The following is a 21,200-nucleotide window of genomic DNA, read 5'->3' on the forward strand; positions in this document are numbered from 1 at the left end:
TGGCTTATTCCAAAAACTCGCAGGTTCCCAAAGGGCGTTGGAGAAAGTCCTGCAGCTGGGTCATTTCCGCGCAAACCTGAGCGCGTTCCGCAGGGGTCAGCGCTTTGAACAAGGTGATGCGGGCCTGAGTCTTCCCCTTTTGTACCGGAGCGTTCCAGATCCCAACAATCTGTGAATTTTGAAGCACAACGCCGGGACTTCCGACAAGACGCCAGACTTTTTTCTGTGCAGCCGGATCCGGCAGAATCCAGCTGCGCTGAGGCAAATCCAGAAATGGATCATGTGTGCCCAGCAGCTGAATTGCGGAAGTTTCCTGCGGCAGCCTGTCCAGCTCTTCCAGATCCGCTTTCAGCATCCATCCACGCTGGCCCTGCACCTCGACCTCAATCCGTTCTCCCTCCCCCAACGCCCACAGCCGTTGAGCCTGGGTCCGGCTGCAGCCCGTCCAGCGGGCAAAATCCTGAACCGAGGCTGGACCGTAGCAGTGCAGAAATTGATCGACGATCCGCTGCGGCTGCGGCTGATCATCCAGTGCACTTCCAAACCAGGCAGAGGGACTGAGAAAGACGGGTTCCTGCTTCTGTCTTTCTCCCATCATCACGCGCCCTTCCAGCGAACACTGCCGAAGCAGATAAGACACCGCTGCTTCCAGCAGCGTCTGATTTTTGGCAACCAGCGAAGGTTCATCGGCCTGGCTGCGCACGGATTGAGGCAAATAGGATTTCATCGCTTCGGCCAGAACATGATCCAGCTGCGCTTTGCCGACGACAATGCTGTCGTCTAAAATGCGGCAGGCCTGGCGCAAGGCTTCCAGCAAGACCTTTTGATCCGCCTTTAACGCTTGGGCGGTGTAGCTCAGCGGTTGGGCATAGATCGGAACTTCATCCTCCTGCGCGGCCAGTGCGCCTAAAAAAGTCCCGGCTTCGGCCGTCGGAAAAATCGTCGGTGCCCCACGCAGACTCCACGCCTGCATTAAGCGTTTGGTTTCGATCAGTTCGCGATGCAGATCATTCCGGCTGACGGCTTCGACCCGAGCTCTGACAGCCAGTTCCCAGCTTCCCGGCGGACTGTTGACAAAACCGCAGGCTGAAGCCGCTTCCAAGATTTGACCTCGGGGCAGCTTTCGATCCAGATGATGGGCATGCCGCATCCGGCAGACCGCTTGTTCTTTCGTCATGCTGCGCATATTTGACTCCTTTTGTCCATGCTTTCAGTGTATCACAAAACAAGCTTCCCTCACCATAAGAAAAGCGAAGATTTACTGCGCCAGCAGTGTCTTCGCCCGTTGTCTTCCTTCTTCAACCGCCGCTTCCGCCGGTGCGCCTTCAAACACGAAACCCTCGCCGCACAGAATCCCGCCGATCAGCCGCGTCCGTTCCTCCCACGGCTTCATATACGCACCCGCACCCCAGCCATAGGAGCCAAACAACAGCACCGGTTTTCCACGCAGATACGGCTCAATCTGTTCCAAAGCCGGCATAAACTCCGCTTCATCCAATTCCTCAACGCCATGGGCTGAACAGCCCAAAGCCCAATGGGTAATGGTTGGCAGCTCGGCCGCAGGCAGTGTGGACGCTGTGCACAGCACCACCTCTGCGCCTTCTTTCCGCGCCTGTTCCGCAATTGCCATCGCCATCTGTTCTGTATTGCCGGTCGATGAAGCATACATCACCATACATTTTTTCATTGTCAACGATCCTCCTGATCTCAGGATGGTTCAATGACCGCAATTTTAAACTGAAAACGATCAAAACAACCCGCTTATCTAAACATTTTCCAGGCCTTCTTTCACATACAAGAAAGTGATGCAAGCATCACTCTGAAAGTCTAAACCTTCAGAGCCCCTCTCTGTTTCTTGCCAGGAGAGTATTCCTGCAGTTTTGTTCCTTCCTCCTCCCTCTCGCTTCACAAGAGGAAGGCTGTGTCGAAGGTTCTTCCCCACAGGCGTCTTCGTTCTCTTTCTGTTTCTTAATTTCATTCCGACGCGAAAGTCAGCGATCTTCTTGTCCCTGCCTTCTTTGTACAGATTAAGAAACAGAATTCGGTTGCTTCTATTCCATTCCCATCCCTCGCCGCGCTATCACATACGCGGCTGCCATATGCACTGTACAGCCCATTCTTTGGCTGTATTTTTCTTTCCCGATCTTGCTTGTATTCGCTGGATTCACCTTCTTTACTCCATATCCCTCTTTCCAGCATCGTCGCACAATCGCTTCTTCGATCTTTCTTGTTGCAAAGTCGGATAACATTTTATTTTGTCTTCGATTCCCATACCGCATCTTATTTTTTGTCTTCTGAAAATCCAAATCTTCCATCACTAACGGCTTATGACTCCGCACACATTCTAAGACTATTTCCTTGGCTGTCTGACATATTTGATGTTTCCTTTGTTCACTGGTTTTCCCATCCAGAGGCATTTTCACCGTTTTCAATAAAACACAGTTTCCGCAGCCATCCGTTTCACTTACCGCGATATGATTGACATTGATATCAATGCCAATGACCCCTTGTTCTGTGTTTTCTCTCTTCGCTTTCTCTTCCATCTCGACGATCGCTTTGATAATAAAATAAGCGCCATGATCTTCCAACACATAAGCCACTGCTTTTCCAGGTGTATTATGCGGCAGTCTTACCGCTCTTTCCAATTCTTCTTTGTGTTGATGAAATTCAATCTTGAGCGGGATCTCCCGTTTCTCACTACTGCAGCGGTAAATCAAAACTCCCTCTTTGATATGATATTGGAATAAGTTATTTGAGAATTTTCCTTGCCTTCTTCCCCGTATCATCATCGTTCGATTGCGGGCTGATTGATATGCTTTCAGCCAGGTTTCATGTTGCCCTGCATACACCGTCGTTCTTGCCCTAGCTAACTTCTTTCCACCAAAACAGGTAAACTCCATTTTTCGTTGAAGAGCTTCTAACTTCTGCTTTCTCCGATTTAATCCATAAATTAGATGAGAACGTCGATTCTTGAATCGCTTTCGCTCAGGACGCAGCTGTTGCACTTCAAGCAAGTAATCCGCTTCAGTTTGTTTCCCTTGTTTTGTTTTTCTGAATAATTCTTTTAATTGTCGGTCAATTTTCCGAATGTTGTTTTCGACTTCTTTTATTTTTTCTCGATGGCCTTGCATTGAGCCTTCAGTGCTTTCTTCTGATTTTCATGGTTGGCAAAATCGTTGCTTAAATGTTGCTGTGCTTCTTGAATCGCAGAGAGTGGAAAATAGTCATTGGTATGAAAGCGACGTTTCATTTCTTTTCCCAGACTGTCATCAAAGGAAAAGGGAATCCCCTCTGACTTCAGACATAACAGATGATAAGCGGTGTGCATCATGGCATGATAGAGCTGGATATCCTGGTGCAGAGCGTTCGCTTCTTCCAAGGATAATTCCGAGTAGTAAATACGATTAGAACAGGTAATTGTCTTCATGGAAAGAGAACCTCACTTTCATAGAAAATCAGAAAATGGAATTACTACTTCTTTTGAGTTATTATACAACATTCCTCAAAGCTACACAACGCGGCTGAGTTTGTTTCATCCTTTTCATTCTTCTCTATATGGCTCTTGGGAAAAAGAAATGATCGAACAGTTTAATTGAATTCAGATCTCTTTTCCCTTGTTTACAAACGCGGTTCGTTTCAACCTTTAAAACCTATCCGCTAAGCTTCTTCGCGTCCAAAATTTCATCCGAGTTGAACTATTCAATTGCGGTCCTTTTTCATGCAAATCTCTAATAGAATAGAACTCAAAAAGGCAAAAGAGAGAGTAGCGTCATAAAATAGAAATCTGATAAGATAGAGGTGGGGAGTACCATGAAATCCACACTATCCAAGAAAGAAACAATCTTAGCTCTTGGTCATTGTGACACTTACTTTCCAGGTCCGAATCCCATTTCCATCGCTAAAATCTTTGCTGAAAATCGATGGCGGCTGCTTGTTGATTATGAACTTTATTGAAAAGGGATCCGTCCCGCAATCATGAAAGCAGTTAACTCGATTATTCTCTTTGAAGACTATGATGTTGACCTTGACTTTGTCTGGTGGCACTATATCGACCATCAAACCCACGAACGTGTAGATGTGTTTGATTCCACTCTCGTTTTCATGAAAAAGCTCATTCTTCATATTCCTGATGATCATTTCAAAATGGTTCGTTACTTAGGCGCCTATACTTCTCGAAAAAAGAAACTTTGTCGCTGTATTCAAAAAATGTTACGTAAGCCTCGAGCTTGGATTCGTAAGAAGCTTTCTTCTTATCGAGCATTTCGTAAGGAGTCCACAGGCATTGATCCTTTCCTTTGTTCCTGCGGACACATCATGGAATTTGTTGAATCCTTTTTCCCGGCTGGATTGGAGGTGAAAATCAATGAAATCTGGGAACTCTATGACTGGCACCGTGAACTCGATCCCCTTCAAGTGTACTAAGTGTGGTTTTCTGGATCCGATGGAAATCGATATCGCTGAAGAAGTTTGTGATCTTATTTCTTATCGGGGTATTCCATGTTTCCGCGCCTACTGTATAAAATGTGATTCTGTTATGATCCCTGTCGATGTCTTAGACCCACTCGCTCAGGAATAGTCTATCCTTCCACTCCTCTCTCATTTCTCTTTTCAATGCGACCTTTTAGGTCGTTTTTCTTTTCTATTTAAGATTCGTTTGAGTTATTGAACTCACCTGAATTCGCAGCCCGTTTTGATGCAATTTCCTAATAGAAGAAAAACGGAAGTTTCCCTCCGTTTTTGACCTTGGATTACAGTTTCAGGAATTTCTCGACATCCAGAACGAAGATGGTTGCCCCTCCGACCTGAACTTCAACCGGGAACGAAGCATACCGGCCGATATCGTAAGAAGCAGTCGACGGAACGATTTCTGTTCTGCGCTTACTTTCATTGCCGATAATTTCGATAGCCTGATCCACCTTATCGTCATCTGTACCGACGATCATCGTTGTATTGCCTGCCCGCAGGAATCCGCCGGTAGTCGCCAGCCGCGTTACCTGGAAATTGGCTTTGGTTAAAGCAGAAGAAACACTGGAACTATCATCATTAGATACAATGGCTAAGATCAGTTTCATAATCAAGGCCTCCTTTTATGTATTTCTATTTTACCATATTTTGCCCGCCTTGAAATCCCTTTCCATGCATTTTCATACAAATTTCATTTCTTCTTACATTGATAATTTTTTTCTTTCCCTCTCCTTTTTCTCTGTTTTCCTACCGATCCTCAGTCATATTTACAATCTTTTTGTTGGATTCTGCTATACTGAATTCATGAGAAGGGATACGGATATGCAAAACGAAATCTTTCAATATACAATTCAGCCGGACGCCCTGGGCCAGCGCTTATATCAGTATCGGCTCAAGGCCTTCCGCATCGGCCGGATTTTAGCCAAGGCTGAGGAAAATCCCCAGTCCTATATTCATCTGTTCCGCGTCAATTATATCCTTCGCGGTGAAGCAATGCTCATCATTGATGATCAGGCTTTTCCGGTTTGTTCAGGTCATGCCGTCATCATTCCGCCGCGGGGAATTTTAACTCAGGCCGATCCGAAGGCGGATGTTGAAACTTACTTCATTAACTTTGACGTCAGCAATCTGACCCTTCGTGATGAGTTTGTAACGCGGATGATGGAATGGTTCCCGTTCTATCAGGTCCATGACAATGATCGGAAGATTCTGCTTTATTTCTTTGACCAGATTTTTAAGGAAGCCTCCCACTCCAATTTAGGTTCCTGTCTGACAGTACAGAATCTATTTTGTTCCCTGCTTATTAAAATGGTGCGTCTGGCTTGTGAGGGTGAAGCTGTTTTCGATCTGCAGCCCACGCCCATCAATTCAACGCATTATCTGATCAGCCGGGCAGTCAGCTACATTTATCAGCACATCGGCGATCCGGTCAGCGTCAAAGCGGTGGCGGACCATCTCAATATCAGCGAGATCTATCTTTATAAGCTGTTCAAGGAACACACTCAGCAGTCGCCGCAAACCTTTATTCTTGAATATCGAATGCATCTGGCCTGCGAATATCTCAGCAACCCGGAATATTCGATGAAGGAGATCGCGCAGCAGCTGGGCTTTGCGAGCGCGGATTATTTTTCAGCCAGCTTTCATAAATATGCCGGCTGTTCCCCTTCAGCCTACCGTCAAAAGCAGCTCCCTGCCAATCTAACACCCAATCCAAAGCAAGAAGCATCCCTAATCGAAAAACCAACCCTTTAATCCATTGGCTTATTCAGCAAATAAAAAGAGGAATCGTTATGGAAAACACAATTTTTCAATATGATATTCATCCGGATGAATTAGGCAGACGCCTTTATCAATACCGGATCAAGGCGTTTAATGCCGGCTATCTCAAAGCCGCTGCCGAGGAAAACCCACAGTCGTATATTCATTTATTCCGCATTGACTATATCGTAAAAGGCCGCGGATTAATTTTGGCGGATCAGCAGGTTTATCCGGTGGAAGCCGGCTCCGCGGTCTTTCTTCCGCCCAGTGCTTTATTGATCCCCACGGAGCAGCAGGAGGAGCTCGAGGTTTATTTTGTCAACTTTGAGATCAGCAATCTGCCGATGCGGCAGGAATTTTTAAGGCGCATGAGCGATCTGATACCGCAGTTTCAGGTCCGGGATACGGAAGATCAGGCGATGAAATTCATGTTGGAAAACATCTTTGCGGAAGCTTCTAACCATCAGCCCGGCGGCTGTCTGATCATTCAGAACTTGTTTTCTTCCCTGCTGATCTTCATGGTACGGCAGGCGCAGAAAGGTCTGGCACCTCACTCCCTGGCTCCAGTTCCCGTCAAAAACACCAACTATCTGATCAGCCGGGCAGTCAGCTATATTCAGCTTCATCTGCAGGAAAACCTGAGTGTGAAAGGATTAGCTCAGCATTTGGGAATCAGCGAAATCTATCTCTACAAACTGTTTAAGGCGCATACCGGTCAATCTGTTCAGCTGTTTATCCTCAATTATCGGCTGCAGATCGCCAAAGACTATCTGAGCAACCCTGACTATACCGTTAAGATGATCGCCGATGAACTGGGATTTGCGAGTCCGCATCATTTCTCCTCAATCTTCCGCAAGCATGTCGGCATTTCGCCTACGGGCTACCGCCGTCAGCTTCAGGATCAGAATGAAATGCTGCTGAACCCAGAATAACCCCTGATTCTTCACCATGGTTAAAGAAAAAACTCTGATCTTTGAGCCGTCCGCTTTCCTGAGTTCAGGTAAAGCTTGGGTTTGAGTTCAGAGTTTTTTATAGTTCAGTTCACAATACGGCTGTTCATCTGCCGCTTCATTGAAAGCTGGAACGTTAAATTAGTCTGCCAGAGCTTTCGCAGCCAGCGCTTTAAAGCCTTCAACACCGATCGTGCAGGAAGTCATCAGATCCGGATCGGTCGTCTTGCCTGCTTCATCCACTGGCAGCGCTTCAATCTCAGCTGCGGATTTTCCTTCCATCCAATGGGTCAGGCCTTCAATCTGCTGATACCATTCTTTGCCGATGGAGCTGGCTTTGACCATGCCGTAGTCGTCTTTCAGTTCGCCTTTGGTCAGGGATGACTGACTCTTTTCCATGTCCACTTTGCCTTCGACTGAGAACTGTCCCTGATTCTGGGCAGTATCCAGCAGTGTAAAGAGAACTGTTCCCTGCTCGTCGGTTCCCATCAGGATGTAGCTTGTATTGACCTGAACGCTGCCTAAAGTGTCAGCGGCCGCATCCTTGACCGTCAGTTCAGATTCACTGGCACTGTGCATCGCCGCTGCGTTAGCAACCGGCTGCAGCGACTGCGAGGCTTTTTCCACAGCGGCCAAGAAATCGCTGACACCAATCGTGCAGGAAGTCATCACATCCGCATCGGTTGTCTTTCCATCTTCACCTACCGGCATATTCATGATTTCTTCGATCGTTTTTCCTGTCATCCAGGCTTCCAGAGCTTCTGCCTGCTGATACCATTCCTTGCCGATGGAGCTGGCTTTGATCATGCCGTAGCCTTCACCCTGTTCCTTTTTTGTCGGACGGGCTGCATTCTTCTCGGCATTGCCCAATCCTTCGTTAGTGAAAGCACCGCTGTTTTGGGCGGTATCCAGAGAAACATAGACAACCTTGCCCATGTCATCCAAAACAAGGGAAGCGATTGTCGTATTGATTTCAATCGAGCCTTCCTTATCTGCCTGGGCATCAGTCGTTTTCAAACTTGTGACACTGGCGATGCCAGCCTGCCAGGTACCCGTTGTTTCCGGGGCTGCAGAAGGTTCTGTGGTTGGAGTCATTGTCGGTTCTGGTTTATTCTGTGCAGCACAGCCGGCAAGCAGCGCCAGTGAAGCCGCGATCGCAAATAGTTTTTTCATCCTGTATTTCCTTCTTTCCGGGCTTAATTATAGGCACTCTTGGAAAGAAACAGAATAAGCTGATCCATACTCTTGATCCTCTTATCCATACTCTCTACATCGAAGCAAAGGAAAACGGGCTGATTGGATTAAGATTAAAAACCAAAAGAAAACTCTGTAGATCAACAAGATCCGCAGAGTATTTCAGATCATTCTTTGAAAAAAATCAGACGTTAAAACGGAAATGCATGACGTCGCCGTCCTGAACGATGTAGTCCTTGCCTTCCAGACGCAGCTTACCGGCTTCCTTCAATGCGGTTTCGCTCTTATACGTCATCAGATCTTCATAGCTGTACGTTTCCGCCCGGATGAATCCGCGCTGGAAATCCGTGTGGATGATGCCTGCGCATTCCGGAGCAGTCATGCCTTCGCGGAACGTCCAGGCCCGCACTTCCGGTTCGCCAGCCGTAAAGTAGGTTTTTAAGCCCAGCAGATGATAAGCCGATTTGATCACCCGATCCAGACCCGATTCCGGGATTCCCAGCTCTTCCAGAAAGGCCAGCTTTTCTTCTTTTTCCAGCGATGACAATTCTTCTTCAATCTGGGCGCAGATCGCGATCACATCGTTGTTCTCGGCCTCGGCATAAGCCTTCACCTTCTGATAATAGCCGTTGTTTTCAGGATCGGCAATATCGTCCTCCGACATGTTTGCGACATAAATCATCGGTTTGGCCGTCAGCAGCTGATATCCCTTGGCAATCAGGGCTTCTTCTTTGGTCAGCTCCACGCTGCGGGCAGCCTTGCCTTCGCGCAGGGCTTCCACCAATTTGCTTAACACGGCATATTCTGCCGCGGCTTCCTTATCTTTTGCCTGAGCTTTGCGCTCGACCTTTGTAATGCGGTTTTCCACTGTCTGCAAGTCGGCCAGCGCCAGTTCCAGATTGATAATCTCGATATCGCGGATCGGATCAACAGAGCCTTCGACATGGGTAATGTCCGGATTGTCAAAGCAGCGCACGACATGGCAGACCGCGTCAACCTGACGGATATGACTCAGAAACTGATTTCCCAGCCCTTCCCCTTGGGAAGCGCCTTTGACTAGTCCGGCAATATCCGTAAATTCAAAGGTCGTACGGATAATTTTCTTCGGGTTGAACAACGCCGAAATGTTGTCGATGCGCTCATCCGGCACCTCGACAACGCCGACATTGGGCTGAATCGTTGCGAACGGATAGTTCGCCGCCTCGACCTGACTCTGGGTGATGGCGTTAAACAGGGTGGACTTGCCGACATTCGGCAGTCCTACGATACCTGCGGTTAATGACATAAGTTTTTCATCCTTTCACTATGCGGTCTTTCTCGGATCCAGACCGCTCAAATCCTTTATTAGTTTACCTTTTTTCAGGCTGATTCTCAAGATGCAGCGTGCGGTAAAAACAGAAAAGACGGATTTACTCCGCCTTATCCGCTTTCTCGATGAGTTTTTTGCATTTCCGCTCAAATTCCGAGCGGGGAAACATGATCGCCGCACCGCAGCCCAGACATTTGATTTTAATGTCGGCCCCCATGCGGATAATCTTCCAGTATTTTGATTTGTGGCAAGGATGTTCCTTCTTCATTTCCACAATATCGTTTAAATCATAATCCGTAATCATAAGCTATTTCCCTTCATGTTGGTGATAGGCCTTCAAGGTATTTTTCAGCAGCATCGTGATCGTCATTGGGCCGACGCCTTTAGGAACTGGAGTAATGAATCCGGCCTTCGATTCAACCGAGGCAAAATCCACGTCGCCGACCAGCTTGCCTTCATCATTGCGGTTAATCCCCACGTCGATGACGGCTGCGCCTTTCTTGACATACTCCGCCGTTACCATTTTCGCCCGGCCGACCGCCGCGATCAGAATATCCGCTTCAGCGCATACCTGCGGCAGATTTTCCGTTTTGGAATGGCAGATTGTAACCGTCGCGTTTTCATTGAGAAGCAGCCGGGCTACCGGCGCGCCGACTAGATTGCTTCGGCCCAGCACTACCGCCCGCTTGCCTGATGGATTGATGCCCATGCGGTGCAGCAGCTCCATGCAGCCCAGCGGCGTACACGGCACGAAACCGTCTTCCTTTAAATGCAGCTTCCCGACGTTGATCGGATGGAATCCATCGACATCCTTATCCGGCCGGATTTCACGAATGACCTGAGCGCTGTCCAGTCCCTGCGGCAGCGGCAGCTGACAAAGAATCCCGTCCACCGTCGGGTCTTCATTCAGGCGATGGACAACGGCCATCAATTCATCCTGGGTCGTTGCTTCCGGCAGCTTGATCAGCTCCGATTCCATACCGACCTGCGCACAGGCTTTTTCCTTGCCGGTGACATACGAAAGCGACGCCGGATTATTGCCGACCAGAATCACCGCCAGCTTCGGCATCCGTGCTCCCGCACTGCGCAGCGCTTCCATCTGTTCACTCAGCTGGGCGCGAATGTCTTTTGATACCTCAGAACCATAAATCACCTGGGCCATGCTTTTCCTCCTTTTCAGACTGATTTGTCTGTTTCCTTCTTTGTTTCTTTGAACAGAATGCGGTTAAAATAATTCACTGCTGTCCAGAATCAGGGTTACCGGACCGTCGTTCAGCAGCCGAACTTTCATCTCTGCCCCGAAAATTCCCGGTTTGACAACCAGACCTTGCCGGCGCAGGGCTTCGTTGAAATAATCGTACAGCGGGCTGGCCAGTTCCGGCCGGGCAGCCTGGTCAAAACTTGGCCGGCGGCCTTTTTTACAGTTGGCATACAGCGTAAACTGCGAGATCGACAGCACCTGACCTCCGATCTGTTCAATCGCTAAATTCATTTTACCATTTTCATCTTCAAAAATGCGCAGATCATGAACTTTTGCCGCCATTTTTTCCGCAATTTCTTCGCTGTCGCCCGCCGTGATGCCGACTAAAAGCAGATAGCCGCCTTCAATTTCATTATAAAGCTGACCGTCAATCGCAACCGAGGCTTCCTTGACACGCTGCAAAACAATTCTCATTTCTTCCTTTTCCGATCAGTAAGCAAATTCACTGATTTTTCCTTTCGTGTTTATCCTTTCTAATTATAACGGAAAACCGAACCGCCGCAAGCACTGAGAAGGACATTGAAAAAAGAATAAAGTCCTCCGCTCATGAAGACTTCATGCCCTTATGGTCCATTTGTTCCCGCAGTGCGTCAAATGCCTTCGGATCTAATGGACGGGAATAATAATAGCCTTGAATCCGATCGCAGCCAATTTCACGCAGGAATGCCGCCTGATCGGCCTGCTCGACCCCTTCCGCCACAATTTCCAGGTTTAAGTTTTTAGCCAGTGCGACAATGCCTTCAATCACCACCCGGCTGCGCTGATCCAGCACCTCCGGAAAGAAGACCCGGTCCAGTTTGATCGCGTCGATCTCAAACTCTTTTAACAACCCCAATGAAGAGTAGCCGGATCCGAAATCATCCAGTGAACAGGTAAAACCCGCCTTATGGATCTGATGAACAATCTGTTTGACACGTTCGATGGACGGTTCATCAAAGAAGATTGATTCCGTAATCTCCAATTCGATCAGACCGGGATCGACCTTGTACTGGGCCGCAAGTGTCTGCAGACGGCTCAGGAAATCGAGATTTTTAAAATGATGGCGCGACAGGTTGACCGAAATCGGGATCGGTGTCTTCCCGGCTTTCTGCCAGGCGGCCAGCTGCCTGCACACCTGTTCAAAAACAAAGGTATCCAGCTGCACGATCATCCCATTGTTTTCAAAAACCGGAATGAATTGGGCCGGAGAAATCATGCCTTTCTCCGGATGGTTCCATCGAATCAGAGCTTCTGCGCCAGCCACCTGTTCCTTTTGCGGATCGACCTTCGGCTGCAGGACGATCATAAATTGTTCGCTGCGCAGGGCTTCAGGAAAAGCTTCAGCCAGGGCATGTTCATGTCGGAGCGCGTCGATCAGCTGCTGATCATACTGACAGATCAGCAACTCCTGTTTTTCCGCACTCCAGCAGGCGGTCTTGGCTCGTCCCAGCATGACCTGAACATCCTGCGAAGGATCTTCAATCGCATAAAAGCCAGCGTTAAATGTCAGGGAAAAGCCGATTTTCTGTTCGGTCAGCTTCGCCTGAAGGGCTTGCTGAAGCTGCTTCATCCACGCTGTCAGCAGTTCAGGATCCTGGCCCTGAACGAACAAGGCGAAATGATCAGCTTCAATCCGACCGGCCAGCTCCGGCTCGGCAATCGAATCAAGCAGACATTCCATGAAGATTTTCAGCACCTGATTGCCGGCTTCGCTGCGGTAGTTCTCGTTGATCAGCTTGAAGTGCTTTAAATTAATAAACACAATGGACTGCCCCGAAAAGCCCGCGGTATCCAGCCTGCGCCGGCACAGCATCTGAAACCCGGAATGATTCAGCGCTCCGGTCAGCGTGTCCACAAATGCAATTTCGCCCAGACGGCGGCGATGTTTCCAGCCGCGGTACAGACTTAACAATAAGATCAGCGCGCAGAAGACTAACAACAACGCCAAAACGATATAATTCCAGAAAGCGTATAGATCGACTTCCCGCGACATGTACGCCGCCGGCACCAAGGTCAGCAGTACCCATTCACCGTTTTGAATTGGAATGTAGGATAAGACCAATTCAGTCTGATCACGGGCGATAAATTGGATTACACCGCGTTCGCCACGCTGCATTCGCTGCTGCATCTGTGCGATATCGGCAAGAACTTTTGCATCCCGTTTTTCCACAAAGATCTCATCCAGCTTCATAAACGGGACTAATGAGGTCGGTGAAATGATCACTTTCCCCTGGGTATCGGCAATGCAGGACAGACTTTCACCGCCGAAGCTCTGTGACTGGATCATCCGCTGCATCCGCTGCTGGGACATCCGGCCGGTCAGCTGACGTTCATCATCCATCGGAATCGTCACTTCAATTTGTTGATTTTCACAGATATGGACGCCGGCTTCGGCTTCAGCCGGCTGAATGCTCAGGGTATCAAATCCAAACAAATCCGCGGCGCTCAGCAGAAAAGCCGGACGCCGGGCCTCCGTTTCATGTTCCAGATGTTCTTTGACCAATTCCAGGTTCTGCTGCAGAGCCTGAAGCTTCTCATCAATCCGGTAGGCATTCTGCAGCGCAACATCCGTAAGGTAGCTCTGCGTCTTCCGGTCAATCGCCATCCGCAGCCGCTGCGTCAGGAGAATGACCCCCAGCAGTGCCGCCGCAAATACAAGGATCTGCCCAAGAATTTCCCATTTCTCATTCCGGTTCAGTCCCTGTTCAAGCTCGCCGGAAATCCGTTTTGTTCTCATAACCCATCCCTTCCTTTTTTCATTGTATAGGACGCGAAATTGACCAACAAGATCAAATCTGTGTACATAGCCATAGAGGTTGTCTGAAATATGGTATAATGTCTGATAGAGGTGATGTTCATTGGCTGCTTCGTTGACCCGACCAACGCAGCTGGCTCAGACGCTGCGTCAGGAAATTCAAACCGGACGATTAGTACCAGGTCAAAAACTGATGTCGATCCAGGATCTCAGTCAGGTGTATCAGGTCAGTGTGCGGACTGTGCGGGAAGCGCTGACTTTGCTGCAGCAAAGCGGATATCTTCAGTGCCGGCCGCGCCGCCGCGCGGTCATCCTCAGCGGCCCGACACCCCAGCCTGTTCAGCTGATTGAGGATACGCTGCGGAAGCGGGAACAGTTCAGCGATGGTTACCGGACAATTCAACGAATTCTTCCGCTGCTGTTATGGCAAAGCCGGCTGATGATGGACAACCATGAATTTGATGATTTCTACCGCTACAACCGGAAGATGGTGCGCTGGAAAGGGGATAATTCGTGGCTGCTTTCCGCTGCGCTGTTTCATGGCCTGTTAAATTATTCCGGCAACAGCTTATTCCTCGACTTATACCGCAGTCTGGAACAGCTGTGTCTGATTCCTGTCATTCCCGATGTCCCCCATCCTTACGAAGTTCTCGCACGCAATCCGCAAAGCCGTGATTTTTCGCTTTTGCTTCAAGGTTTACAGGAACACAATTTTTCAGCCCTTCAGGAAAGAATCGGCACGATGATCGAAAACATTCAGCAGGCGGTTTCGCATTATATCCAGGCTTTATCAACAGCGGTATCCAGTCTGCCTGAGCCTGTTTTTCACTTTCAATGGCAGCTTGGCTCCACTTTGCATCCGCAAGCCAAAAGCCGGCAGATTGCCCAGACGCTGATTTTGGATATCCTGAGCGGAAAATTATTGCCCAACACCTTTTTGCCTTCTGAAAAAGTCATGGCTGCACAATGGAATGTTTCCGTCGACACGCTGCGCCGCAGTCTGCATTATCTGCGCCAGCTTCAGTTTATCCAGACCCTAAACGGCAAAGGCTCGCTGATCTGCAGCCCGGATCTGAATCGGCTCAATCCGCTGGCCAGCGCGGAAATCCGCAAAAACTCATTCACTTATCTGCAGGCACTGCAGCTGCTTTCTTTGCTCTGTGTGCCGTCTGCCCTGGATGCGGCAGCCGCGCTTGACGCCGAGGCGCGGGAAGCGGCCGCAGCCGCCATAGGGAATGCACCGCTGCCGCTCACAGCACTGCTTGATTTCCTGCTCACGCACCAGACCTCCCCTGCCATGGACGCAATTCTGCATCAGGTATTCCAACGAATCTATGCCGGCAGTCCCTACCTGTATCACGCCCGAAAACTGCCCGGCGGATCGGTAACCCCGGATGTCGGCTACCTTCTCAATCAAACACTGGACGCGCTGAAGCAAAATCAGATGCTGACCTATGCCCAATCGATGTATCAATGCTTTCTTCTGTTATTCAGGGAATCCCAGGCCTTTCTGATTCAGGCGGGAGTCAGTGAAGCGAAGCGGCTGCAACTGCCGGACACGCTGCCTCTGACCCTTTTCAGTGAAATAAATCCAGCAATTACGGGTGTTTCCTAATTCCCTTTCTGATGCTAAAATAAGACGAAGGAGTTGATCGTATGAAGCAGCCGTTAGCCTTTCGGATGCGCCCGGAAACTTTGGATGAGGTGATCGGCCAGCAGCATCTCATCGGACCAGGACAAGTGATCCGGCGCTGTATTGAACAGGGCCGGTTGTTTTCGATGATCTTTTACGGCCCTCCGGGAACAGGCAAAACCACCCTGGCTTCGGTGCTGGCCAACGAGCTGCATCTGCCTTACCGCCTGTTCAATGCGGTGACCGGCAATAAAAAAGAACTCGACACAATTTTTGAGGAAGCCAAGTTCTATGACGGACTTGTTTTAATCATCGACGAGGTTCATCGTTTAAATAAAGACAAACAGGATCTGCTTTTGCCGCATGTGGAAAGCGGGCGGATTCTCTTAATCGGAGCGACGACCTCCAATCCGACGATGGCGATCAATCCCGCGATTCGTTCCCGGTGTCATCTGTTTGCGATTAAGCCGCTGGAAAAGGCCGACATCATCGCGGCGCTCAACCGGGCGGCAGCCAGTGAAAAAGGATTAAAGGGTGAAGTCAGCCTGGAACCGGAAGCTGCGGAACTGATCGCCAGTTACTGCGGCGGTGATATCCGCTATGCTTTAAATGTGCTGGAGCTGTGCGCGATTGCCAGTGATGAACCGCAGATCAGCCGCCAGTTGGTCCAACAGTATGTGCAGCGGCCCGTCCGGGGCATCGACAAAGACGGGGATGGTCATTACGACGCGGTCAGCGCTTTTCAGAAAGCCATCCGCGGCAGCGACGTCGACGCCTCTTTATATTATCTGGCCCGGCTGATTCAGGCCGGCGACATGGATTCCATCGAACGGCGCCTGTTAGTCATTGCTTATGAAGATATCGGACTGGGCAATCCCGCTGCCGTAGCGCGCACAATCTCCGCGATTGATGCCGCCAAGCGCGTCGGTTTCCCTGAAGGCATGATTCCGCTGGGCGTCGCGGTGATCGACCTGGCACTCTCCCCCAAGTCTAAATCCGGGGAGCTGGCCATTCAGGCCGCGATGGCCGAAGCGGAAGCCAGCGATCCACCAGTTCCCGCTTATCTGCGGTTTACCCCGGTCGGCATGAAGGAAGAAGACAAATACCCGTATGATCGGCCGGATCTGTGGCATAAGATACAATACCTGCCGGATGCCCTTCGTACAAAACGCTTCTATCAGCCGCAGACCTCCTCAGCCTACGAAAAGCAGCTGGCGGCCAACTACGAATCATTAAAACGCTATGCCCGATCTAAGAATCTGACGGAATTAAAACACGGAAAATAATTCGACTGATTCTGAGGCTTTCCTTTTCCAGTTCCGCCGCTCTGCCATCCTGACGTCTTCTATGGGCGTCCGGTTTTTTTTTGTTTTTTCAGTGTATTCTTACTGCGGCCTGAAACAAAAATGCAAGCGGTGTCAGAAGAAAATTGAAGGTTAATAAAAATAATATTTTTACCTTTTTTGAGGTCGTTTACCATTGATATCCAAAATAAGAAACCTGACAAAAATGTCATTTTGTCTGGCAGCCAACTCAGAAAAAGGGTATTTTTCTAGTCATTTTTGAAGAAGTGTCTACAGAATTCTTAAATTTTTATGAATTTCCTGAAAAGAAAAACGAAGGAATTTTCTCCCATTTTTAACAAAAAGGCCTTCAAATGTGGGATTTTCATGTGAATTCTGTGAAAATTTCCTTATTCAATTTGCCATCGAAATTATTTCATTATACAATAATCATGGTCGTGAACCGAAGGAGGAAATTATGACTCAAAAACATAAAGCTCTTTCCAGTTCATTAACGATCGTTACCTTGCTTACATGCTTCACCACTGCGGCGCTCACTTCTCCGATTCGAGCCGAGGGTGAATCCGAAGCAGACGTCAAGCCAACGATCCGTCTGGAAATTAACGACCTGAATGCCGCTGATAAAATTAAAACAGCGTTATTTCAGGAAGCCGCTGTCAGTGTTCCGGCTGAAGCAACAACGCTGATGGCCCCGGCCGCTGATCTGACGAATGCCGAAATTAAAATCGATCAGTTAGACCTAAGCAAATTAGGTCCTCAGGATGTCATGGTTCATTTGACGCTGAACAACAGCGCAGCGCAGAACAGTCTGCAGACAACCTTGTCGCGTGAAGTGACCCTGGACATTCAGGATACAACGGCTCCTGTCATTGAACTGAAGTATCCGCACATCCGCTTAGAATACGAAGAAGAATGGAATCCGCTCGACTGGGTCGAATCGGTTTCCGACAACAGCCTGGAGCCGTTAGACATCCAGCAGCTGTGGGTTGAAAATTATGTCGATGCTTCCACCAGCGGTGAATATGAAGTTTATTTCTCCATCGCTGACGCTTCCGGCAATGTCGGTTCCGCAACATTGGGAGTTCAGGTGAAGGAAAAACCGAAACCGAAGTCCAGCGGCATTGTGGCCGGCGACGCGATTACATCCATGTTGAATTTGATCAACAACGCTCGGGCCGATGCCGGATTGGATCCGTTATCTCTGGGTGATGAAAATGCGCAGGCAGCCATCGGTGTCCGTGCTTCGGAGGCTGCGGGTTACGTTTCGCATAAACGCCCGGATGGTTCCCATTATAAAACGGCGTTTGACGAATATGGTGTTTCTTACAGTCACCCGCTGGAAATCCTGACTTACTCGGGCAGTACCGTTCAGGATAAATTTAACTGGTGGATGAATTCCTCCGGTCATCGTTCAATCATCCTCAGCAGCAGCTCAACCAAAATTGCGATCGGTTATTCCGGCAAGATGTGGGCCGCGATTGCCTATCAGTAATCCACTTAAAAACCGGATGGCTTTCTCAAGAAAGTTGTCCGGTTTTTTATATTCATAAAAAGGTTGTTTGGCTGCCGGTGTCTTTGTGCCATGTGAAAACGAACGTTTCCAGCCAGCAAAAATCGAACGGTGTGATTATTTTGCCGCCTGTTGGGCCCGGGCCAGAGCCTCAGCGACAGAGGCGACTGAGCAGGAAGCCTGACTTTGAATCGCGGAAGCGGCATGATCCATGCAATAGCTCAGCGGAATGACTTTAAACATGGACAGATCGTTTTCATTATCGCCGACAACCGCAATCTCCTCACGGCAGATCCCCATGGCGTCCGCCAGTTCAAGAATTCCGCTGCCCTTGTTGATGCCAATCGGACTGACGTCCAGCATATCCGCATCGGACGCCGCAATTTCAAACCGGCTGTCAAACGCCAGGTGCAGCAGACGCGAAGCCTCACGATGCTGACCGGGTTCCACAAACAGACTGATTTTTGAGCAGCGGCCGGAGCGATAGGCAAAATCAGCGAATTCCAGCCGCCAGTTCTGGCGGATTACCGGACTGCCCGGAGTTAAGCGCTGCGGATAATCATGTTCACCGCCAAAGCCGTAAGCACCGCCATCCTCTCCGCGGGTAATCAACGAACCGTTAATCCGATGCGTCTGGATAAAATCAGCCAGCTGGGCAAAGTCCGAAAAGAACATCCAATGCTCGCTGATCTTTTCACCTTCTTCATCCAAGACCACAAACCCATTCATCCCGATGGCCGCCACCGGAATCCCCAGCAAGCCGCTGATCATTTCTTGGGCATCCGCTCCCCGTGAGCTGGCAATCGCCACATGCCCTCCAGCCTTCACAAAAGCTTCCAACGCTTCGCGGTTTTCATCACTGATCCCTGCCGACAGCTCGTTTCCGATTTTCAAAAGCGTTCCATCCAGATCAGTAACCAATAGTTTCAGCATTTGTTTTCCCCTTTCCTTCCATAACTTTTTCCCTTTGCGATTTTCATTGTACCTGAATTATCGTAAAAGAAAAAGAGGTTTTCCTCTTTCTCTAAAATTATGAACGCCGGCGGCTCATCCGGCCTAAAGCTGCGATGAGAAACAACCCCATAAAGAGCGCGAACACCGCCACGCTGAACAGATCCAGTCCCTTTTGAATAATCGGCCAGGTCGTAGCTTTAAAGCTGATATCATTGACAGCCAGCTCTTTTTCCATAGCCTGACGGGCGATCTCCACGCCATTTTTATTTAAAATCGCATAGGCCTGAATCGTTTGAGGATCGTTTTCATTTTCAACAATGACACTGGCGCTGTACTGGCTTTCATCATCACCGCTTTGAGCCAGGATCTTGAAGTCATAGCTCATTTTAAAAGCTGCCGTAGCCCACAGCTGACCGCGTTTTTTTATTTCAATCGTCTTTTCTTCAAAGGCAGAAGCAGGAATGGTAATCTGCTTGTAATTCGCAAAGCCATAATCAAACAAGGTTCGAGTATCGGTATACCGGGCGTTCTTATTGGAATTTTTCAGCACCACGGCGATCAGGTTTACTCCGTCTTTGGACGCTGTCGTTACAATCGTATAGCCGGCATCCTCCGTCCAGCCGATCTTGCCGCCCGTTGCGTATTCATAGAAAAATTCGCCCTTTTTCAGCATATCATTGCCGGAAGCAAAATACCGAACATCCTTCTGTTTGTTTGTCGGCTGCATCTCATATTTAACCGTTCCGAAAATCTCCGCAAAATCCGCGTTTTGAATTGCCATCCGTGTGATCATCGCCATATCGTAGGCGGTTGTGTAATGATCCTCATCCGGCAGTCCATGCGCGTTGGCAAAATGTGTGTTTTTCGAGCCGGCGGCCGCCGCCGCTTCATTCATCATTTCAGCAAATTCGCTCTGCGAGCCGCCGACGGCTTCGGCCAGAACATTGCTTGCATCATTGGCACTGGCCATAATCGCCGCATAGCAAGCATCCTTCAGTGATAATTCTTCTCCATAGTCCAGCCAGATGTGACTGGATTTCCGGTCAATGTTGTCAATCGCAGTATCCGTAGCCGTCAATATCTGATCCAGACTGCCATGGCTTAAAGCGAGATAGACGGTCATAATCTTGGTTATACTGGCAGGATAATGCCGTTCATCGGCGTTTTTTTCATACAGGACCGCGCCGCTGTCGGCGTCAATCAAAATCGCTGATTCTCCATCCAGCGTCAGTTCTTCCTCTGCTTTGACTGTCCCCACCGGGAAAATCGTCAAGACCAGCACGAAAGCGGCCAGACCTTTCATCCATTTTCTCACGTGCATCCCACCTTCTGTTCTCTTTGGAAATATGCCCTTTCATTTTACACCAAAATCCACCATTTGACGAACGAAAAACTGACCTGGTATCAAGTCAGTTTCAATGAGATTCAGTTTAGTTTTTAGAACTGCGGCCTAAGATTCGCAGCACATACAGGAAAATGTTGATGAAGTCGAGATACAGATCCAGTGCGGAATAGATCGAAATCTTATCCAGCATTTCCGGCTCTGATTCACAGGCATAGTACATCGCTCTCATCTTCTGCATGTCATAAGCAGTCAGACCCAGGAACAGTCCGATCATGATATAGTTCATCACCATCGAAATGGCATCGAGATTGATGAACCAGCCGACAATCGTAATCACAATCATCGTGATCAGGCCCGCCATCAGAATCGGTCCCAATCCGCTTAAATCCCGCTTGGTCGTCATGCCGATGACCGCCATGCTTCCAAACATCAGCGCGGTGAAGCCAAAGGCAATAAACATTGTGCTCAGTCCATAGGCCAGCGGCAGAATCGAGAAGGTGACGCCGGTCAGCGCCGAATACGCAAGAAACAAGATCTTAGCCGTCGACGGCTGCATTTTAGCCAGCTTGCCGGTCAGATAAATAACCACACCCAGCTGGGCAATCAGTAAGACAAACGGTGCCAGGGAAAACGAATAAATCGTCATCCATAAACCACTGAACAAGGTAACAAACGCCACCACGGCAGTGACCGCCAGACCCGCGGTCATCCATAAAAACGTATGCGTAAGATGCTGCGAAAGGCTGACTCCGCCTAAGGACGAAACAACTTCCTGATGATCCAT

21 protein-coding genes are annotated in these 21,200 nt (G+C 49.1%); 7 read left to right on the forward strand and 14 right to left on the reverse strand.

Annotated elements, in window-relative coordinates:
* Positions 1 to 4 precede the first annotated feature (4 nt).
* The 4 genes from MCG46_RS18000 to MCG46_RS18015 form a co-directional block, all read right to left on the reverse strand.
* On the reverse strand, positions 5 to 1,177 hold the full coding sequence (locus MCG46_RS18000) for a winged helix DNA-binding domain-containing protein (RefSeq protein WP_240281196.1): 1,173 nt from the start codon (positions 1,175 to 1,177) through the stop codon (positions 5 to 7).
* 81 nt (positions 1,178 to 1,258) lie between these two features.
* Complete coding sequence (locus tag MCG46_RS18005; protein ID WP_240281197.1) at positions 1,259 to 1,687, reverse strand: flavodoxin domain-containing protein; 429 nt, start codon at positions 1,685 to 1,687, stop codon at positions 1,259 to 1,261.
* Between the two features lie 364 nt (positions 1,688 to 2,051).
* Positions 2,052 to 2,717, reverse strand: a complete 666-nt coding sequence (locus MCG46_RS18010; protein WP_240281198.1) for an IS200/IS605 family accessory protein TnpB-related protein — start codon at positions 2,715 to 2,717, stop codon at positions 2,052 to 2,054.
* Positions 2,718 to 3,106: 389 nt separating this feature from the next.
* Positions 3,107 to 3,427: a hypothetical protein gene (locus MCG46_RS18015; RefSeq protein WP_240281199.1), complete on the reverse strand. Its 321-nt coding sequence runs from the start codon at positions 3,425 to 3,427 to the stop codon at positions 3,107 to 3,109.
* 383 nt (positions 3,428 to 3,810) lie between these two features.
* Here MCG46_RS18015 and MCG46_RS18020 point away from each other — a divergent pair, with 383 nt between their 5' ends.
* Both MCG46_RS18020 and MCG46_RS18025 read left to right on the forward strand, forming a co-directional pair.
* Positions 3,811 to 3,954, forward strand: coding sequence for a hypothetical protein (locus MCG46_RS18020; RefSeq protein WP_240278678.1), 144 nt, complete (start codon positions 3,811 to 3,813; stop codon positions 3,952 to 3,954).
* A 21-nt stretch (positions 3,955 to 3,975) separates the two neighbouring features.
* A complete protein-coding gene (locus MCG46_RS18025; RefSeq protein ID WP_240281200.1) occupies positions 3,976 to 4,422 on the forward strand; it encodes a transposase in 447 nt (148 codons plus the stop codon).
* Positions 4,423 to 4,748: 326 nt separating this feature from the next.
* Here MCG46_RS18025 and MCG46_RS18030 read toward each other — a convergent pair whose 3' ends face one another.
* A complete protein-coding gene (locus MCG46_RS18030; RefSeq protein WP_006058515.1) occupies positions 4,749 to 5,072 on the reverse strand; it encodes a cyclic-di-AMP receptor in 324 nt (107 codons plus the stop codon).
* A gap of 214 nt (positions 5,073 to 5,286) precedes the next feature.
* Between MCG46_RS18030 and MCG46_RS18035 the strand changes: the two genes are divergently transcribed.
* Together MCG46_RS18035 and MCG46_RS18040 are read left to right on the forward strand one after the other, a co-directional pair.
* Positions 5,287 to 6,216, forward strand: a complete 930-nt coding sequence (locus tag MCG46_RS18035) for an AraC family transcriptional regulator (protein WP_240281201.1) — start codon at positions 5,287 to 5,289, stop codon at positions 6,214 to 6,216.
* Positions 6,217 to 6,254: 38 nt separating this feature from the next.
* Positions 6,255 to 7,154 carry an AraC family transcriptional regulator gene (locus MCG46_RS18040; protein ID WP_240281202.1) on the forward strand — a complete coding sequence of 300 codons (900 nt, stop codon included), beginning with the start codon at positions 6,255 to 6,257 and terminating at the stop codon, positions 7,152 to 7,154.
* A 159-nt stretch (positions 7,155 to 7,313) separates the two neighbouring features.
* Here the strand turns inward: MCG46_RS18040 and MCG46_RS18045 are convergent, their stop codons facing one another.
* From MCG46_RS18045 to MCG46_RS18070, 6 genes are all read right to left on the reverse strand, one after another.
* Positions 7,314 to 8,345 (reverse strand): hypothetical protein, encoded by a 1,032-nt coding sequence (locus MCG46_RS18045; RefSeq protein WP_240281203.1) that lies wholly within the window; start codon positions 8,343 to 8,345, stop codon positions 7,314 to 7,316.
* A gap of 205 nt (positions 8,346 to 8,550) precedes the next feature.
* Positions 8,551 to 9,651, reverse strand: coding sequence for a redox-regulated ATPase YchF (ychF, locus tag MCG46_RS18050; RefSeq protein ID WP_240281204.1), 1,101 nt, complete (start codon positions 9,649 to 9,651; stop codon positions 8,551 to 8,553).
* Between the two features lie 124 nt (positions 9,652 to 9,775).
* Positions 9,776 to 9,979 (reverse strand): DUF951 domain-containing protein, encoded by a 204-nt coding sequence (locus MCG46_RS18055; protein WP_072685370.1) that lies wholly within the window; start codon positions 9,977 to 9,979, stop codon positions 9,776 to 9,778.
* Positions 9,980 to 9,982: 3 nt separating this feature from the next.
* Positions 9,983 to 10,837, reverse strand: coding sequence for a bifunctional methylenetetrahydrofolate dehydrogenase/methenyltetrahydrofolate cyclohydrolase FolD (folD, locus tag MCG46_RS18060; RefSeq protein WP_240281205.1), 855 nt, complete (start codon positions 10,835 to 10,837; stop codon positions 9,983 to 9,985).
* Between the two features lie 63 nt (positions 10,838 to 10,900).
* Positions 10,901 to 11,350, reverse strand: coding sequence for a D-aminoacyl-tRNA deacylase (dtd, locus tag MCG46_RS18065; protein WP_240281206.1), 450 nt, complete (start codon positions 11,348 to 11,350; stop codon positions 10,901 to 10,903).
* 130 nt (positions 11,351 to 11,480) lie between these two features.
* Positions 11,481 to 13,652 (reverse strand): putative bifunctional diguanylate cyclase/phosphodiesterase, encoded by a 2,172-nt coding sequence (locus tag MCG46_RS18070; protein ID WP_240281207.1) that lies wholly within the window; start codon positions 13,650 to 13,652, stop codon positions 11,481 to 11,483.
* 121 nt (positions 13,653 to 13,773) lie between these two features.
* On the opposite strand from MCG46_RS18070, the gene MCG46_RS18075 reads away from it, so the two are divergent.
* From MCG46_RS18075 to MCG46_RS18085, 3 genes are all read left to right on the forward strand, one after another.
* Positions 13,774 to 15,285 (forward strand): GntR family transcriptional regulator, encoded by a 1,512-nt coding sequence (locus MCG46_RS18075; RefSeq protein ID WP_240281208.1) that lies wholly within the window; start codon positions 13,774 to 13,776, stop codon positions 15,283 to 15,285.
* Positions 15,286 to 15,326: 41 nt separating this feature from the next.
* Positions 15,327 to 16,589 (forward strand): replication-associated recombination protein A, encoded by a 1,263-nt coding sequence (locus tag MCG46_RS18080; RefSeq protein WP_240281209.1) that lies wholly within the window; start codon positions 15,327 to 15,329, stop codon positions 16,587 to 16,589.
* Positions 16,590 to 17,064: 475 nt separating this feature from the next.
* Entirely contained in the window at positions 17,065 to 18,099 is a 1,035-nt protein-coding gene (locus MCG46_RS18085) for a CAP domain-containing protein (RefSeq protein WP_154240238.1), read from the forward strand.
* A gap of 135 nt (positions 18,100 to 18,234) precedes the next feature.
* On the opposite strand, the gene MCG46_RS18090 is transcribed toward MCG46_RS18085, so the two are convergent.
* The 3 genes from MCG46_RS18090 to MCG46_RS18100 form a co-directional block, all read right to left on the reverse strand.
* The gene (locus MCG46_RS18090) at positions 18,235 to 19,050 is read right to left on the reverse strand and encodes an HAD hydrolase family protein (protein ID WP_240281210.1); all 816 of its coding nucleotides are present in this window, start codon (positions 19,048 to 19,050) and stop codon (positions 18,235 to 18,237) included.
* Between the two features lie 97 nt (positions 19,051 to 19,147).
* Positions 19,148 to 20,386 (reverse strand): D-alanyl-D-alanine carboxypeptidase family protein, encoded by a 1,239-nt coding sequence (locus MCG46_RS18095; RefSeq protein ID WP_240281211.1) that lies wholly within the window; start codon positions 20,384 to 20,386, stop codon positions 19,148 to 19,150.
* Between the two features lie 115 nt (positions 20,387 to 20,501).
* The gene (locus MCG46_RS18100) at positions 20,502 to 21,200 is read right to left on the reverse strand and encodes a Bax inhibitor-1/YccA family protein (RefSeq protein WP_240281212.1); all 699 of its coding nucleotides are present in this window, start codon (positions 21,198 to 21,200) and stop codon (positions 20,502 to 20,504) included.

Origin of the sequence: Holdemania massiliensis, from assembly GCF_022440805.1 — a bacterium.
GTDB classification, from domain to species: domain Bacteria; phylum Bacillota_I; class Bacilli_A; order Erysipelotrichales; family Erysipelotrichaceae; genus Holdemania; species Holdemania massiliensis_A.